The organism is Bacillus sp. FSL R10-2780, assembly GCF_038006125.1.
Classification (GTDB): Bacteria; Bacillota; Bacilli; order Bacillales; family Bacillaceae_G; genus Bacillus_A; species Bacillus_A cereus_U.
Genome location: NZ_JBBOUQ010000001.1, coordinates 3072770 through 3087197, shown reverse-complemented (window position 1 = coordinate 3087197; position 14428 = coordinate 3072770). Strand labels below are relative to the sequence as shown.

The window sequence follows — 14428 nt, the reverse complement described above, 5'->3', positions numbered from 1 at the left end:
CGATACAATTGAATTGTTAATGTTTGTGAAAAGGGGATAGAAATATGTCATATCATATTTTATTAGTTGAAGATGATATCTCAATTCAAGAGATGGTTGAAACATATTTAGTAAAAGAAGGTTTTCAAGTTACAATCGCATCTGATGGAGAAGAAGGAGTTAACGCATTTTTAAAAGGTTCATTTGATTTGATTATCCTCGATATTATGATGCCAAAGTTAGATGGCTTAGAGGTTGTGCGAATCATTCGAGAAAAAAGTGCTGTTCCGATTTTAATGATGTCGGCAAAAGATACAGATGTTGATAAAGCGATTGGCTTAGGGCTTGGAGCGGATGATTACATTTGTAAACCATTTTCTATGATTGAATTGGCAGCACGTGTAAAAGCCGCTATTCGAAGGTCTACAAAGTATTCAGCTGTGGAATTAAAAGATGAGACCATTCAGATTGGTGACTTAATAATTGACCCAATTAATTTTACTGTGGAGAAAAAGGGAAGACAGCTTAAACTTACTTTAAAAGAATTTGAGATTTTAAAACTATTCGTGAAGAATCAAAATCGTGTTTTTACGAAAGCGCAAATATATAAGCTTGTTTGGAATGAAGAATATTATGGTGATGATAATGTTATTAATGTTCATATGAGGAGATTACGCGAGAAGATTGAAACGGACCCATCTAACCCGGAATATATAAAAACACTGTGGGGAATTGGCTATAAATTGGAAGTGATGTAGTATGGTTATATTTTTAACAGTGGTGATTATTATATTGCTTATCGTTATTTACGTGCAATATAAAATTAGGAAAAATAGTAGTAGGAATTTACGCTATACGTATGAGAAGTTAAATCGAATTGTAAAAGAACAAACTGGTGAGAAGCTATTAATTATGACGGATGATACAGAATTGCAAAAGTTATTAGTGGCTATTAATCATTTGTTAGATGCAAAACAGAAAACGAATGCAGATCATGCGAAAGTGGAAATTTCGATGAGAAAAATGCTTTCAAATATTTCACATGATTTAAAAACACCACTAACAGTTATTCTTGGATATACAGAAATGTTAAATAAGGATAAAACGATAAGTAAAGAAGAACAGCAAATATTACTTGAAAAGGTGCATGTGAAAACACTAGAAGTTATGGAACTGATTCATAAGTTTTTTGATTTAGCAAAATTAGAATCTGGTGACAAGGCAATTGAGATAACAAAAGTAAATATGAATGAAGTTTGCCGCGAGAAGATTTTATCTTTCTATGATTTAGTGACGACGAAAGGTTTTCATATCCATATTGATATACCAGAAAGAAATATATATGTACTTGGAAATACAGAAGTATTAGGCAGAGTGTTAAATAATTTAATATCAAATGCGATTACATATGGAGACGATGGAAAGACACTCGGTATGACTTTAAGAGATGATGAAACGAGTGTGTATATAGACGTATGGGATACAGGAAAAGGAATTGATGAATCTCATATTGATAAAGTGTTTGAGCGTATGTACACACTTGAAGATTCAAGAAATAGATTGTACCAAGGTAGTGGTCTAGGGTTAACGATTACGAAAAGGCTTGTGGAGGCGATGGATGGAGAAATTCATCTTTCTAGTAAGCCATATGAAAAAACAATTTTTACAGTTGTATTAACAAAGATGCAATTTTAGCTTGTAGAGAAGTAGATTCTACAAGCTTTTTTTGAACGTAAGGAATTTGTAAGGAACGGGTAAGAAAAAAGAGATTTCCATTGTCTATTATAGAAATATAGAGCGGTGCGAAAGGGGAAAGTGACATGACATATATATTAAAGACGAACCAGCTAACGAAAGTGTTTAAAGGGAAAGAAATTATTTCTAGCGTTAACATGCATGTGAAAAGAGGAGAGATTTACGGGTTTTTAGGACCGAACGGTGCTGGTAAAACAACGATTATGAAAATGATTACGAATTTAATAAAACCGACGAGTGGTGATATTGAAATTTTCGGTGAGAAGTTAACAGACACATCTTATGAAGTATTAAAAAGAATGGGGACAATTATTGAATATCCAATCTTTTATGATAAATTAACGGCGAAGGAAAATTTAGAATTACATTGTGAATATATGGGGTATTACGATAAGAACGCAATTGATCATGCTTTAAATTTAGTAAAACTGCACGGCATAGACAATAAAAAAGTAAAAGATTTTTCATTAGGGATGAAGCAAAGATTAGGCATTGCTAGAGCGATTATGACAAAGCCGGAGCTTCTCATTTTAGATGAACCAATTAATGGTTTAGATCCAATTGGTATTAAAGAGTTACGAGACTTATTTAAAATGCTTTGCAAAGAATATGGCATTACTTTATTAGTTTCTAGTCATATTTTAGGCGAGATGGAACAAATGGCAGATACAATTGGTGTTATTCAAAATGGAAAACTAATAAAAGAAGTTTCAATGAAGAGTATTAACGGAAAACAAACAGAGTACATTGAAATCACTGTTCCTGACGTGAAACGAGCAGCTTATATTTTAGAAGATAAACTTGGTATAAAAAACTACAAAATAATGAGTGGAAACATGATTCGTGTGTATGAAATAGCAGCGACTCAGCAAGCAATTTCAAAAGCTCTTGTTATGAACGATATAGAAATTGAAAGTATTAATAAGAAACATAGTTCTTTAGAAGAATATTTCTTAAACGTAATGGATGGAGAAGGCATTCACGCGTAATGTAGTTTCAGCGAGGGAGGATATGATGATGAATGTATTAATACTAAATGTTATAGCTGGATTTATCGTAATGCTGATAAGTGGAATTTTATATTATAGAAAACCAGAACGAAAGTGGATATTAGTTTTACTAGTGATAGGAATAGTAAGTGTAGTTACTGCTGGAATTAGGATGTTATTAGCGTAGAGACAGTTATGTCAGTAATGGAGGCGTGGTTTATATGTTTAAATTAATGAAGCTTGAATGGAAAAAACATCAATTATCTAGTTATTTTAAAGGGGTAGCCATTTGTATTATAGCAATTTTTGCTGCGGTAAGTCTTATAGGGTTGGGAGCGAAAGGTGAAGTAGATGCGGCGCTCACTGATTTTACAAAATATATGACCTTAGCAAACATTTTTATTAGGATGACATTTCTTATTTTTAGTTCGGTCATTTTATCACGTTTAGTAATTGATGAGTATAAGAACAAAACAATGCAACTATTGTTTATGTATCCATTGCAAAGGAAAACGGTAATGAGGGCGAAATTAACAATTGTTTTTAGTTTTTGCTTTGTGAGCATGATTATCGCTACTTTCACTATTAGTTTGCTCATATTTTTTATGAATCCAATGATGGGAGTAATTGAAACGCCTGTTACGATGGGTGAAATAATAGCTACCGTTCCAGCTACTTTTATAAATGCATTTATGATATCTGGTATAAGTTTAATCCCTTTATTTTTTGGGATGAGAAAGAAATCGGCACCGACAACGATTACTTCTGCAGTAATAATCGGGATGATAATGAACAGTAACATTGGAAACAATCAAGTAAGTTTTTATAATTTTATAGCTATCCCAATAGTGCTCTGTTTAGTAGGGATTTTTATTAGTTATCTGTCGTATCGAAAAATCGACAAGATTGATGTGGCGTGAAGCAAGCTTAAAACAAAAACGAGCTGGGGTATAAACAGTGAAAAAAATAATAGTAATTACAATTGCTAGTGTGATTTTTGGTTTTAAGACATTCGCTGGAAAAGAATTTAAGAAGGAGGTTGCTTTTGAGATAGATACGATAAAGGAAATTTATATCAATTAAATTTTAAAAGAGAGGAGGACTATCATGCTACGTCTTATGAAGCTAGAAATGAAGAAGTTTAAGCTTGGATGGTATGTGAAGGGAGCGATTATTGCAAATATCGCCATACTAGCATTATTAATCTTTGTTAGTTTCGTTGCTCAAATAGAAGGAGATCCAGAAATAAGAGATCCACAGACAATTTTGTTGATGGCTAGTACGTTAGTAAGAGCAACATTTATTGTTTTTGGTGGTGTACTAATAGCCAAGTTAATAATTGATGAATATAAAAATAAAACAATATTACTTATGTTTTCTTATCCAATTAACCGAAAGAAAATGATGATCAGTAAGTTGGCTATTACAGCAATAGTAACATTTATAACAGTTATTTTATCTAATGTTTTAGTAGTAGGACTTTTCTTTGGAATAGATAGTTACTTTTCAATTCTTCCTAATTCATTCACAGTAGATCAATTGATTCAAGAAGGGATAAATGTTATTCCTTTAGCGATTGCAACGGCGGGAATAAGTTTAATTCCTCTATACTTCGGAATGCGTAAACATTCGGTGCCAACTACAATCGTTTCCTCTATTATCGTTGTACTAATCGCAATTAATAACCAGCCAGTATTTTCTATAGCGACTTTTCTCCCTCTACAATTCACATTTGCAGCAATTGGTATTGCGATTGCTTATTATGGAATTAAAAATATTGAGAGGGAAGATGTAACAACGTGACAAAAATAAGTAAAAAAGAGTTGGCGTTACACCAACTCTTTTTTGTATATGTATGCTTCGTTACTACTCTGTAAATTTGTAGTGTTTACTTAAATACTCTTGGACTCCTGGAGAAATGTTAAAGTTATTAGGACCTTTATATTCGATAGTAAATTCTCCATCTTCATTTGTTTCAAAAGAGATCGCATAGCTATTCATTTTAGAATCATAAGAAGTATCTTTGACTTTTGCATTTAAATTGAAGTATTTTGTAATATAACTTTTTGATTCGGCAATTGCTGTTTGTTTCTCCCATGGGGTACCATTACATGTGAAGTAAATAGATACACCGATAACGCCAATGATAGAAGTTAATAAAAGAGTTCCTATTGTTATTTTTTTACTTTTTTTATTCGATTTGGTTGCCCCTCCTAATAATGTGTATTCATTTTAACGTATCTTTTCCATAAAAAACAATTTACCGAAAAATAGTTTCACATGAAACAAGTGACAGAAAAAGACAAGGTGATTTACCACCTTGTCTTTTTCTGTCATTACATTTTTGGAGCTTCCATTCCAGCTGCAGCCCATTCTTCTTTCGAAGGGCCGTATACGCCAGGGACTTTTAATCCAGCTTGACGCATTAAAACAGTCATCTGCCCGCGGTGGTGATTTTGATGATTAATGAGTGTCATTAAAAAAATAGAATTCGGCATAGGACGGCCAAAGAAGTCATTAATAGTAGCTAAGTCTTTATCGGTCCATTCGCTTTGAAGTGCTTCAACAAAAGCTGCATTCATATTGCGATACCCATCTGCAATTGTTTTGGCAGAAGTTGGAACTGGATAATCCTTTGTTTCACCTTCAAACTTTAACCCTGTCCCTGATAGAATAACAGGAATTGCGGTAACGATATGCCAAGCAACTCGTCCTAACGTCCAGTGTTCAGGTGCAATTTCTTGTGATAAAGATTCATCTGTTAATGCATCGAGCATCTTTTGAGTAGACTCAGCTTCATATTTCCATGATTGTAAAAAGCCTTCAATTGTTTGGTACATTGTTATCCCTCCTAAGTATGTTCATGGGTTACATTCGTGAAAAAAAGTTAGTTTCCTTTTAATCTATGAAAATTTAATCAGTGGGGGTGTTGTCCATCCTCACTGATTATTATCCCTCACCAATCGGGCTTTTACGGGCAGTTGAGCTCTCACCTAACTTCCTCGCATTGCCGGGTTTTGAGGTGGGAGTCTTACTACCCGTTAATGCGGGATAAAAAAAGAAGGCTTCCTATACAAGAAGCCTCCTCTTAACTAACCTTCTTCCCGCTCTTCCTCATCAACCATAAGAAATATGGCGCTCCAAGTACAGCAACGACAAGACCTGAAGGTATTTCCTTCGGGTATGCAATTGTTCGTCCGAGTAAATCAGCGACAGAAAGAAGAATTGCTCCAAACAGTGCTGAACAAACGAATAGTCTTTGATGATTCATGCCAACAACGATTCGTGCTAAGTGAGGTGCAACAAGGCCTAAAAAGGCAATTGTACCGACAGCTGCGATATTTACAGATGCAAGTAGTGTCGCTAATACAATTAGAGCAAGGCGCGTTTTATTTACTGGTTGCCCGAGTCCGGTTGCTAAATCGTCTCCAAGTACGAGAACATCAAGTTGTTTCATTAAGAAAAAGATAATTAGCACAAGAATCAGCGATGGATATAGAATGATATTTTCTAAGTGATTCCATCCTCTTGCATAAGTACTACCTGACAACCATGTTAAAGCAGCAGCCACATTCAAATTCGCTTTAACGATAAAGATTTGAATAATCGCTGATCCAAGCGCTGAAATTCCAATCCCTATTAAAGCGAGAGCTGTTGGGCTAAATCCTGATTTCCATGAGAAGAAGAGGACAATTCCAACTGCAAGTAGTCCACCAATAAATGCACCAATTGGTAGGAAGAAACCAGGAAGTGCAGGGAAGACATACATAATGGTTAAAGCACCAACACCTGCTCCAGACGAAATTCCGATAATAGATGGATCAGCAAGTGGATTTCGTAATATGCCTTGGAAAACAAGTCCGCTTATCGCAAGACATGCTCCGGCAATAGCGGCAACGAGCATTCTTGGTAAACGAAGATTCATCATCATATTTTTATCAAATTGTGTTAATTGTCCTGTTATGACATTTGTAATGCTTTCGATATAAGAGTTGCTACCGATTACAACGCCAAGAGCAATTGTTGCAATACAAAGTGTGATAGATATAATGATTACCTTTTTATAAGAGTAATAGCGAGAACTAGCTCCAGCTGCATTAGCTCCATTATCATTCATATATTGTTTCGATTTCATCATGCGATACACTAAATAAATAAGCCAAGGTGATCCAATCATTGCTGTAACTGCTCCGACAGGAAGTTCGGCACCAGTTGGATCTATTAATCTACCAACAACGTCTGCTCCTAGCAATAATATTGCTCCCCATAAGAAAGAGGAGAGAAGAAGTGTAAAGTGTTGACGGTAACCAATAAGGCGCATTAAATGTGGTGCGACTAAGCCGACAAAGCCAATCGGTCCAACAACAGTTACAATTACTGCTGTTAAAAAAATTGCAGCGATGAACGCGATAAACCGTGTTACTGCTGTTTTCTCTCCAAGTGAAACAGCTACATCATCGCCGAGTAAGAGGATATTAAGCTTACGTGACATGAATAGTAAAACTAGGAAAGAAATAACAATAAATGGAAAAGAGAATTGAACGCCATCCCAGTTATTTTGAATAAGAGATCCAGCTCCCCATAAAAATAAACCAGCTGTTTCATTTTCATAGAAAAGCTGCATCGTTCCGGTAAAGGCAGAAAGCATTAATGTAACGACCATACCAGCTAGTGCCATTCTAAGTGGGGTTCCCTTTTTTCCACCAGAAATACGGTATACAAATAAAGCAGTAATTGCACCACCGATAAATGTGAAAAGAAGGGAGTTAATTTGCAAACCTTTCGGTAAAAAAATAGTAGCTGTTACTAAAAAGAAATATGCTCCAGAGTGAATTCCCATTGTACTGGCTTCAGCAAGAGGGTTTTTCGTTAAAGTTTGTAAAATTACTCCGGATGCAGCAAGAGCCCCCCCAGCTAAAATAGCAATTACAGCTCTAGGTAATCGAAGCATGATTAAAGTTTGATGCTCTAGAGATTGGTTCGGTGAGATAAGAGCATCGATAATCATACTGTAGGAAATGTTTGCTTGTCCTTGCCCGATATGAATAAAGAAAAGGAGGAGCAAGAGAGCTGCTCCTCCTCCGAATACAAGACTTGCTCGAAGTGTATGTTGTAAGCTATTCATCGTGTAATCACTTCTTCGCTGTCATTACATCTGCTACTTGTGTTGCTAAAGATTTTGCAGACTCAGGACCACCGAAAATCCAAGTGTCGCCTTTTAATTTATACATTTTGTTTTCTTTTTTGAACTTTAATTCTTCCCAAGCAGGGTTGCCTTTTAGTTGAGTGTCAAAAATGTTATCGTCATCCGCTACAATGTAAATGAAGTTTGAATCTTGTACACTTTGTAATGATTCTACAGTTGTTTGCTTGAAACCGTCTGGCTCAGATTTACCTGGTTCAAAAGTATTTGTTAAACCTAATTTTTTTGTAATTTGTAAAGCTGTAGAATTGTCAGTTAAGATACGGAATGTTGGTACGTTCTTAGCTGTAAATGCTTGTGTCATTGCGATGTTTTTATCTTTTAAGCCTGCTTTATCAATTTTTGCTTTTGCATCAGCAAATGTTTTATCCATATCAGCTAATACTTTTTTACCTTGCTCTTCTTTTCCAACTGCTTTTGCAATTTGTTTAAATGTTTCTGTCATTTCAGCAAAGTGATCGTTATTGCTTGTTGATGGATCGAACATAACTGTTGGTGCAATTTGTTCTAATTCATTTTTAATCGCTTTACTACGGAATGAAGCTGTAATGATTAAATCTGGTTTTAGACGGCTAATTTCTTCTAAGTTTGGTTGTTGACGTGTTCCTACATCTACAACATCTTTACTTGGTTTTGTTTCTGTATTTACCCATTTATTATAATTCTTAATGTCTGCCATCCCTACTGGCTGAACACCAAGTGCTAATAAGTCTTCTGCATATACCCACTCAAGTACAACAACTTTTTTCGCTGGTTTATCTAACTTTGTTTCCCCTTCAGCATGTTTAATTGTTATAGCTTGACTTTTATTGTCCGCCTTTGTTTCCTTTTTCTCTTCTTTCTGTTGTCCGCATCCGACAACGAATAGAAGAACTACCATGAAAATGCTAAGAATTTTCTTCATCTTATGCCCCCAAATAAATTATTTTATTTGCAATGTACGATATTGAAAATCGTTATCAATTACAACAACAAAATCATACTATGAGGATATTTTAAGTGTCAATATTTTTTTAAAATTTCGACGAAAAATAACGATTTATATGGATTTTGATATATCGTATTGAAATGCAGATGTGTATCAAGACTGAAGGAGAGGAAATTCGTTTAAGAAGGAAGGCGAAAGTACAAGCGAAAGGGGAGCGCATTGCATGTAATAATTATTAGAATGTAAGGAATAAACCTTTGTTTATAAAAGGTTTGTTCCAGATCGGGTAGTTGATAAGGAAAATAAAAACTGATTTTTTATTAGAAAAATATTTCTAATTAGTTGGCTGTACTTAAAAGATTGAACAAGAAGGAGGGGTCAACATGTCTTTATGGAGTAATAATACAAATGGATACTGTGGGTGTAATAATACAAATGGTGTACATGTTGATTCATGCTGTTTTAGTTGCGATGGGACAGTTCCTAAGCTCGGTCCAACGGGAGCAACGGGAGCAACGGGAGCAACGGGAGCAACGGGAGCAACGGGAGCAACGGGAGCAACGGGAGCAACGGGAGCAACGGGAGCAACGGGGGTAACAGGTGAAACGGGAGCAACGGGAGCAACGGGAGCAACAGGGGCAACAGGAGCAACAGGAGCAACGGGAGTAACGGGAGTAACGGGAGCAACAGGAGCAACAGGAGCAACGGGAGCAACAGGAGCAACAGGGGCAACGGGAGCAACAGGAGTAACGGGAGCAACAGGAGTAACGGGAGCAACAGGAGCAACAGGGGCAACGGGAGTAACGGGAGCAACAGGAGTAACGGGAGCAACGGGAGCAACGGGAGCAACAGGAGCAACGGGAGCAACGGGAGCAACAGGTGAAACAGGAGCAACGGGAGTAACAGGTACAAGTATAACTGCGACGTATGCATTTGCGAATAATACATCGGGTACGGCAATATCAGTATTACTTGGTGGGACAAATGTCGCACTTCCGAATAATCAAAATATAGGACCTGGAATTACAGTATCTGGGGGAAACACAGTATTTACGGCCGCAAATGCGGGGAATTATTATATTTCATATACAATTAATATAACGGCTTCATTATTAGTTAGTTCACGAATTACAATTAATGGAGCACCGCTTGCTGGGACTATCAACTCTCCTGCATTAGCGACGACTTCATTTAGTGCAACAATTATTACGACTCTTGCGGCGGGGAGTGCAATTAGTTTGCAGTTGTTTGGATTGTTAGCTGTTGCAACATTATCAACGACTACACCTGGTGCAGTTTTAACGATTATAAGATTAAGCTAAGTAACGTGAACTCTCTTATTCTTTTAAAATTAAGAGAGTTTATACATATAATAAGAAGTTAACGAAGTAAAGCATAGTTATATAAAAGTCAGAATATTATGATTGTAACACTGTTATGACTATAATATAATGAAAATAACCATCATGAATGAACATTCATTTATTTATTTTCACAAGTATTGGAAGGGGGAATGAGAGTGGAAAAACCTTGGCTGCAGAGTTATCCAGATGAAATTCCAGGGACGATTTCTTATGATATTCAGCCACTTCATAGATATTTAGAGAAAATGGCTGCTCGTTATCCAAAAAAGAAAGCGCTTCACTTTTTAGGGAAAGATGTTACATTTTCAGATTTCCATGACAAGGTAAAGAAATTTGCGAATTACCTTCAAAGGCTTGGTATTGAAAAAGGCGATAGAGTTGCGATTATGTTACCGAATTGTCCGCAATCTGTAATTGGTTATTATGGTACTTTGCTTGCGGGTGGTATTGTCGTACAAACGAATCCTCTTTATACAGAAAGAGAGCTTGAGTATCAACTTCATGACTCAGGGGCAAAAGTTATTCTTTGCCTTGATTTAGTGTTTCCGAGAGTTACTAACGTTCAAACTGCAACAAAGATTGAGCACATTATCGTAACCCGTATTGCAGATTTTTTACCATTTCCTAAAAATTTACTTTATCCATTTGTACAAAAAAAGCAGGCAAATCTTGTTGTGAATGTGTCGGAAAGCGAAACGATTCATCTTTGGAAATCGGTAGAAAAGGAAAGTAATGCTGATGTTGAAGTTCCATGTGATCCTGAAAATGATCTAGCCCTTTTGCAGTATACAGGGGGAACGACAGGGTTTCCAAAAGGGGTTATGTTAACGCATAAAAACCTCGTTTCGAACACTTTAATGGGAGCGCATTGGTTATATAATTGTAAAGAAGGAGAAGAGGTAATTCTTGGTGTTCTTCCGTTTTTTCATGTGTACGGGATGACAGCTGTAATGAATTTAAGTATTATGCAAGGATATAAAATGGTGCTTATTCCGAAGTTTGATATGAAAATGGTTTTTGAAGCAATTAAGAAACATAAAGTCACACTATTTCCAGGAGCACCAACCATTTATATCGCTCTATTAAATAGTCCTCTTTTAAAAGAATATGATATTTCTTCAATTCAGGCTTGTATTAGTGGTTCTGCACCGCTTCCTGTAGAAGTACAGGAGGAGTTTGAGAGAGTTACAGGTGGTAAATTAGTAGAAGGTTATGGATTAACGGAGTCATCACCAGTTACACATGGGAATTTTTTGTGGGAAAAGCGTGTGCCGGGAAGTATTGGGGTACCGTGGCCGGATACAGAGGCAATCATCATGTCACTTGAGACAGGAGAGTCATTACCTCCAGGTGAAATTGGTGAAATTGTTGTAAAGGGCCCACAAATTATGAAAGGGTATTGGAATAAGCCAGAAGAAACGGCAGCTGTACTGCAAGATGGCTGGCTTCATACAGGTGATGTAGGATACATGGATGAGGATGGCTTTTTCTATGTGAAAGATCGTAAGAAAGATATGATCGTTGCTAGTGGTTTTAACGTATATCCTCGTGAAGTAGAAGAGGTGTTATATGAACATGAAAAGGTGCAAGAAGTGGTAACAATCGGTGTTCCTGATCCGTATCGAGGGGAAACTGTAAAAGCGTTTGTTGTTTTGAAAGAAGGCGCTGAGTGTTCTGAAGAAGAATTAGATCAGTTTGCACGTAAATATTTAGCAGCTTACAAAGTTCCAAAGGTATATGAGTTTAGAAGTGAGTTGCCGAAGACGACAGTCGGAAAAATTTTACGCCGTGTCCTAATAGATGAAGAGAAGAGAAAGAATGAGGATGAGCAAACGGGCTAAGGCCCTTTCTTTTTGAAAAAATAGGATTGACACTTTTCTAAATAGTCAGTATTATAAGAATATGAATGGCTATTCATTCAGTCATCTTCTTGAAGGGGACAGTAAAGTGAAGAAAAATAGACCGAAATACAATCAAATTATTGATGCAGCAGTCATTGTGATTGCGGAGAATGGATACCATCAAGCGCAAGTTTCTAAAATTGCAAAGCAAGCTGGGGTAGCTGATGGCACGATTTATTTATATTTTAAAAATAAAGAAGATATATTAATATCCTTATTCCAAGAGAAGATGGGAGAATTTGTTGAAACAATTCGTCAAAAAATAGCAGGAATTGAAAGCGCTGTAGCGAAGTTATTCATGTTGGTAGAAACGCACTTCTTGCTGTTGTCACAAAATGATCCTCTTGCTATCGTTACGCAATTAGAACTAAGGCAGTCCAATCAAGACTTGCGCCTTAAAATAAATGAAGTATTAAAAGGCTACTTACAAGTTATGGATGAGATTTTAGAGACAGGTATAAAGCAAGGTGAATTTCAGGCGGATTTAAATGTTCGCGTGGCAAGACAAATGATCTTTGGAACAGTAGATGAAGTTGTGACCAATTGGGTAATGAGCGATCATAAGTATGATCTGGTCGCACTTTCAAAAACGGTACACGGGCTACTTATTGCAGCTTGTGGTTATCGTAAATAATGGGAGGGATCATGTTGAAATTCCTATCTGTAAAAGTTGAAGATCATATCGCGGTGGCGACGTTAAATCATGCTCCAGCTAATGCGATGTCTTCACAAGTTATGCATGACGTTACTGAATTAATCGATCAAGTGGAAAAGGATGATAACATTCGTGTTGTTGTTTTACATGGTGAAGGACGCTTCTTCTCAGCGGGGGCAGATATTAAAGAATTTACATCTGTTACTGAAGCGAAGCAAGCAACAGAGTTAGCACAGCTTGGACAAGTTACGTTTGAGCGTGTTGAAAAATGCTCAAAACCAGTTATTGCGGCAATTCATGGAGCGGCACTTGGCGGTGGCCTTGAGTTTGCTATGTCTTGCCACATGCGCTTTGTAACTGAAAGTACAAAGCTTGGTTTACCTGAATTAACACTTGGATTAATTCCTGGTTTTGCAGGTACACAGCGCTTACCACGTTATGTTGGTAAAGCGAAAGCTTGTGAAATGATGTTAACAAGTACACCAATTACTGGTGCAGAAGCATTGCAATGGGGACTTGTTAACGGAGTGTTTTCTGAAGAATCCATTTTAGAAGATACGCTTAAAATTGCAAAACAGATTGCTGGAAAAAGCCCAGCAACAACTCGTGCTGTGCTAGAGTTATTACAAACGACAAAATCGTCTCATTATTATGAAGGTGTACAGCGTGAATCACAGATTTTTGGTGAAGTATTTACGAGTGAAGATGGAAGAGAAGGCGTAGCAGCGTTTTTAGAAAAACGTAAGCCTTCATTTAGTGGTAGGTAGTCCAATTATTTTTTTAATAAAAATTAACAGAATTTTAAAATTGATAGAATCTTTCTGAAAAATAAGGGGGTAAATGGAATGAACATCTACGTACTCATGAAACGAACATTTGATACAGAAGAAAAAATCGTAATTAAAAACGGTGCAATTTACGATGGCGAAGCGGAATTCATCATCAACCCTTACGATGAATATGCGATTGAAGAAGCGATTCAAGTAAGAGATGCACAAGGTGGAGAAGTTACTGTTATAACAGTTGGTGGCGAGGATAGTGAAAAAGAACTTCGCACAGCATTAGCGATGGGCTGCGATAAAGCGGTACTAATTAACATTGAAGATGATGTTGAGAATGGTGACCAATTTACAACAGCAAAAGTGCTTGCTGAATATTTAAAAGATAAAGAAATTGATTTAATTTTAGGCGGGAACGTTGCGATTGACGGTGCATCTGGACAAGTTGGTCCACGAGTAGCTGAAGCGTTAAATATCCCATACGTAACGACGATTACGAAGCTTGAAATTGATGGTACAAATGTGAAAATTGAGCGTGATGTTGAAGGGGATACAGAAGTAATTGAATCATCATTACCTATTCTAGTAACAGCGCAACAAGGTTTAAATGAACCGCGTTATCCATCACTTCCAGGTATTATGAAAGCGAAGAAGAAGCCACTAGAAGAAGTAGAATTAGATGATTTAGATTTAGAAGAAGATGATGTGGAAGCAAAAACAAAAACAATTGAAATCTATTTGCCTCCTAAGAAAGATGCAGGAAAAGTGTTACAAGGCGAGCTGCAAGATCAAGTAAAAGAACTTGTATCGTTGCTCCACACAGAAGCGAAAGTAATCTAATAAAATACGAAATTATATATGCAGGAGGGAAAATC

Annotated in this window: 16 protein-coding genes; 12 read left to right on the top strand and 4 right to left on the bottom strand. The window is 36.5% G+C overall.

Going from position 1 to position 14428, the window contains the following annotated elements:
- Window positions 1–44 precede the first annotated feature (44 nt).
- From NSQ47_RS16110 to NSQ47_RS16080, 7 genes are all read left to right on the top strand, one after another.
- A complete protein-coding gene (locus NSQ47_RS16110) occupies window positions 45–737 on the top strand; it encodes a response regulator transcription factor (protein ID WP_002160298.1) in 693 nt (230 codons plus the stop codon).
- A gap of 1 nt (window position 738) precedes the next feature.
- Window positions 739–1674 (top strand): HAMP domain-containing histidine kinase, encoded by a 936-nt coding sequence (locus NSQ47_RS16105; protein ID WP_002160299.1) that lies wholly within the window; start codon window positions 739–741, stop codon window positions 1672–1674.
- Between the two features lie 125 nt (window positions 1675–1799).
- Window positions 1800–2723: an ABC transporter ATP-binding protein gene (locus NSQ47_RS16100; protein ID WP_002160300.1), complete on the top strand. Its 924-nt coding sequence runs from the start codon at window positions 1800–1802 to the stop codon at window positions 2721–2723.
- Between the two features lie 25 nt (window positions 2724–2748).
- Window positions 2749–2910, top strand: coding sequence for a hypothetical protein (locus NSQ47_RS16095; RefSeq protein WP_002160301.1), 162 nt, complete (start codon window positions 2749–2751; stop codon window positions 2908–2910).
- Window positions 2911–2944: 34 nt separating this feature from the next.
- Window positions 2945–3643 (top strand): ABC transporter permease, encoded by a 699-nt coding sequence (locus NSQ47_RS16090; RefSeq protein ID WP_341037368.1) that lies wholly within the window; start codon window positions 2945–2947, stop codon window positions 3641–3643.
- A 37-nt stretch (window positions 3644–3680) separates the two neighbouring features.
- A complete protein-coding gene (locus NSQ47_RS16085; protein ID WP_341038262.1) occupies window positions 3681–3806 on the top strand; it encodes a hypothetical protein in 126 nt (41 codons plus the stop codon).
- A 24-nt stretch (window positions 3807–3830) separates the two neighbouring features.
- Window positions 3831–4526 carry an ABC transporter permease gene (locus tag NSQ47_RS16080; protein ID WP_016100539.1) on the top strand — a complete coding sequence of 232 codons (696 nt, stop codon included), beginning with the start codon at window positions 3831–3833 and terminating at the stop codon, window positions 4524–4526.
- A 63-nt stretch (window positions 4527–4589) separates the two neighbouring features.
- On the opposite strand, the gene NSQ47_RS16075 is transcribed toward NSQ47_RS16080, so the two are convergent.
- From NSQ47_RS16075 to NSQ47_RS16060, 4 genes are all read right to left on the bottom strand, one after another.
- Complete coding sequence (locus tag NSQ47_RS16075; RefSeq protein ID WP_341038243.1) at window positions 4590–4895, bottom strand: YfjL-like protein; 306 nt, start codon at window positions 4893–4895, stop codon at window positions 4590–4592.
- A gap of 164 nt (window positions 4896–5059) precedes the next feature.
- Window positions 5060–5563, bottom strand: a complete 504-nt coding sequence (locus NSQ47_RS16070) for a DinB family protein (RefSeq protein ID WP_215579767.1) — start codon at window positions 5561–5563, stop codon at window positions 5060–5062.
- Window positions 5564–5811: 248 nt separating this feature from the next.
- Window positions 5812–7848 carry a Fe(3+)-hydroxamate ABC transporter permease FhuB gene (gene fhuB / locus NSQ47_RS16065; protein ID WP_341037362.1) on the bottom strand — a complete coding sequence of 679 codons (2037 nt, stop codon included), beginning with the start codon at window positions 7846–7848 and terminating at the stop codon, window positions 5812–5814.
- 7 nt (window positions 7849–7855) lie between these two features.
- On the bottom strand, window positions 7856–8830 hold the full coding sequence (locus NSQ47_RS16060; RefSeq protein WP_341037361.1) for an ABC transporter substrate-binding protein: 975 nt from the start codon (window positions 8828–8830) through the stop codon (window positions 7856–7858).
- A 407-nt stretch (window positions 8831–9237) separates the two neighbouring features.
- Here NSQ47_RS16060 and NSQ47_RS16055 point away from each other — a divergent pair, with 407 nt between their 5' ends.
- The 5 genes from NSQ47_RS16055 to etfB all read left to right on the top strand — a co-directional run bounded on the left by NSQ47_RS16055 (window position 9238) and on the right by etfB (window position 14393).
- Window positions 9238–10176 (top strand): BclA C-terminal domain-containing protein, encoded by a 939-nt coding sequence (locus NSQ47_RS16055; RefSeq protein ID WP_341037359.1) that lies wholly within the window; start codon window positions 9238–9240, stop codon window positions 10174–10176.
- 197 nt (window positions 10177–10373) lie between these two features.
- Entirely contained in the window at window positions 10374–12059 is a 1686-nt protein-coding gene (locus NSQ47_RS16050; protein WP_341037357.1) for a long-chain-fatty-acid--CoA ligase, read from the top strand.
- Between the two features lie 106 nt (window positions 12060–12165).
- Entirely contained in the window at window positions 12166–12753 is a 588-nt protein-coding gene (locus NSQ47_RS16045; RefSeq protein WP_087945806.1) for a TetR/AcrR family transcriptional regulator, read from the top strand.
- A gap of 11 nt (window positions 12754–12764) precedes the next feature.
- Window positions 12765–13541 carry an enoyl-CoA hydratase gene (locus NSQ47_RS16040; protein WP_002088868.1) on the top strand — a complete coding sequence of 259 codons (777 nt, stop codon included), beginning with the start codon at window positions 12765–12767 and terminating at the stop codon, window positions 13539–13541.
- Between the two features lie 78 nt (window positions 13542–13619).
- On the top strand, window positions 13620–14393 hold the full coding sequence (gene etfB / locus NSQ47_RS16035) for an electron transfer flavoprotein subunit beta (protein WP_002160310.1): 774 nt from the start codon (window positions 13620–13622) through the stop codon (window positions 14391–14393).
- Window positions 14394–14428: the final 35 nt, after the last annotated feature.

What these genes read in the sequence shown, in the direction of transcription:
- NSQ47_RS16090 (WP_341037368.1), top strand. Translation starts at nt 2,945, where the DNA reads ATGTTTAAATTAATGAAGCTTGAATGGAAAAAACATCAATTATCTAGT.
- NSQ47_RS16095 (WP_002160301.1), top strand. Translation starts at nt 2,749, where the DNA reads ATGATGAATGTATTAATACTAAATGTTATAGCTGGATTTATCGTAATG.
- NSQ47_RS16060 (WP_341037361.1), bottom strand. Translation starts at nt 8,830, where the DNA reads ATGAAGAAAATTCTTAGCATTTTCATGGTAGTTCTTCTATTCGTTGTC.
- fhuB (WP_341037362.1), bottom strand. Translation starts at nt 7,848, where the DNA reads ATGAATAGCTTACAACATACACTTCGAGCAAGTCTTGTATTCGGAGGA.
- NSQ47_RS16080 (WP_016100539.1), top strand. Translation starts at nt 3,831, where the DNA reads ATGCTACGTCTTATGAAGCTAGAAATGAAGAAGTTTAAGCTTGGATGG.
- NSQ47_RS16100 (WP_002160300.1), top strand. Translation starts at nt 1,800, where the DNA reads ATGACATATATATTAAAGACGAACCAGCTAACGAAAGTGTTTAAAGGG.
- NSQ47_RS16110 (WP_002160298.1), top strand. Translation starts at nt 45, where the DNA reads ATGTCATATCATATTTTATTAGTTGAAGATGATATCTCAATTCAAGAG.
- NSQ47_RS16055 (WP_341037359.1), top strand. Translation starts at nt 9,238, where the DNA reads ATGTCTTTATGGAGTAATAATACAAATGGATACTGTGGGTGTAATAAT.
- NSQ47_RS16070 (WP_215579767.1), bottom strand. Translation starts at nt 5,563, where the DNA reads ATGTACCAAACAATTGAAGGCTTTTTACAATCATGGAAATATGAAGCT.
- etfB (WP_002160310.1), top strand. Translation starts at nt 13,620, where the DNA reads ATGAACATCTACGTACTCATGAAACGAACATTTGATACAGAAGAAAAA.
- NSQ47_RS16040 (WP_002088868.1), top strand. Translation starts at nt 12,765, where the DNA reads ATGTTGAAATTCCTATCTGTAAAAGTTGAAGATCATATCGCGGTGGCG.
- NSQ47_RS16105 (WP_002160299.1), top strand. Translation starts at nt 739, where the DNA reads ATGGTTATATTTTTAACAGTGGTGATTATTATATTGCTTATCGTTATT.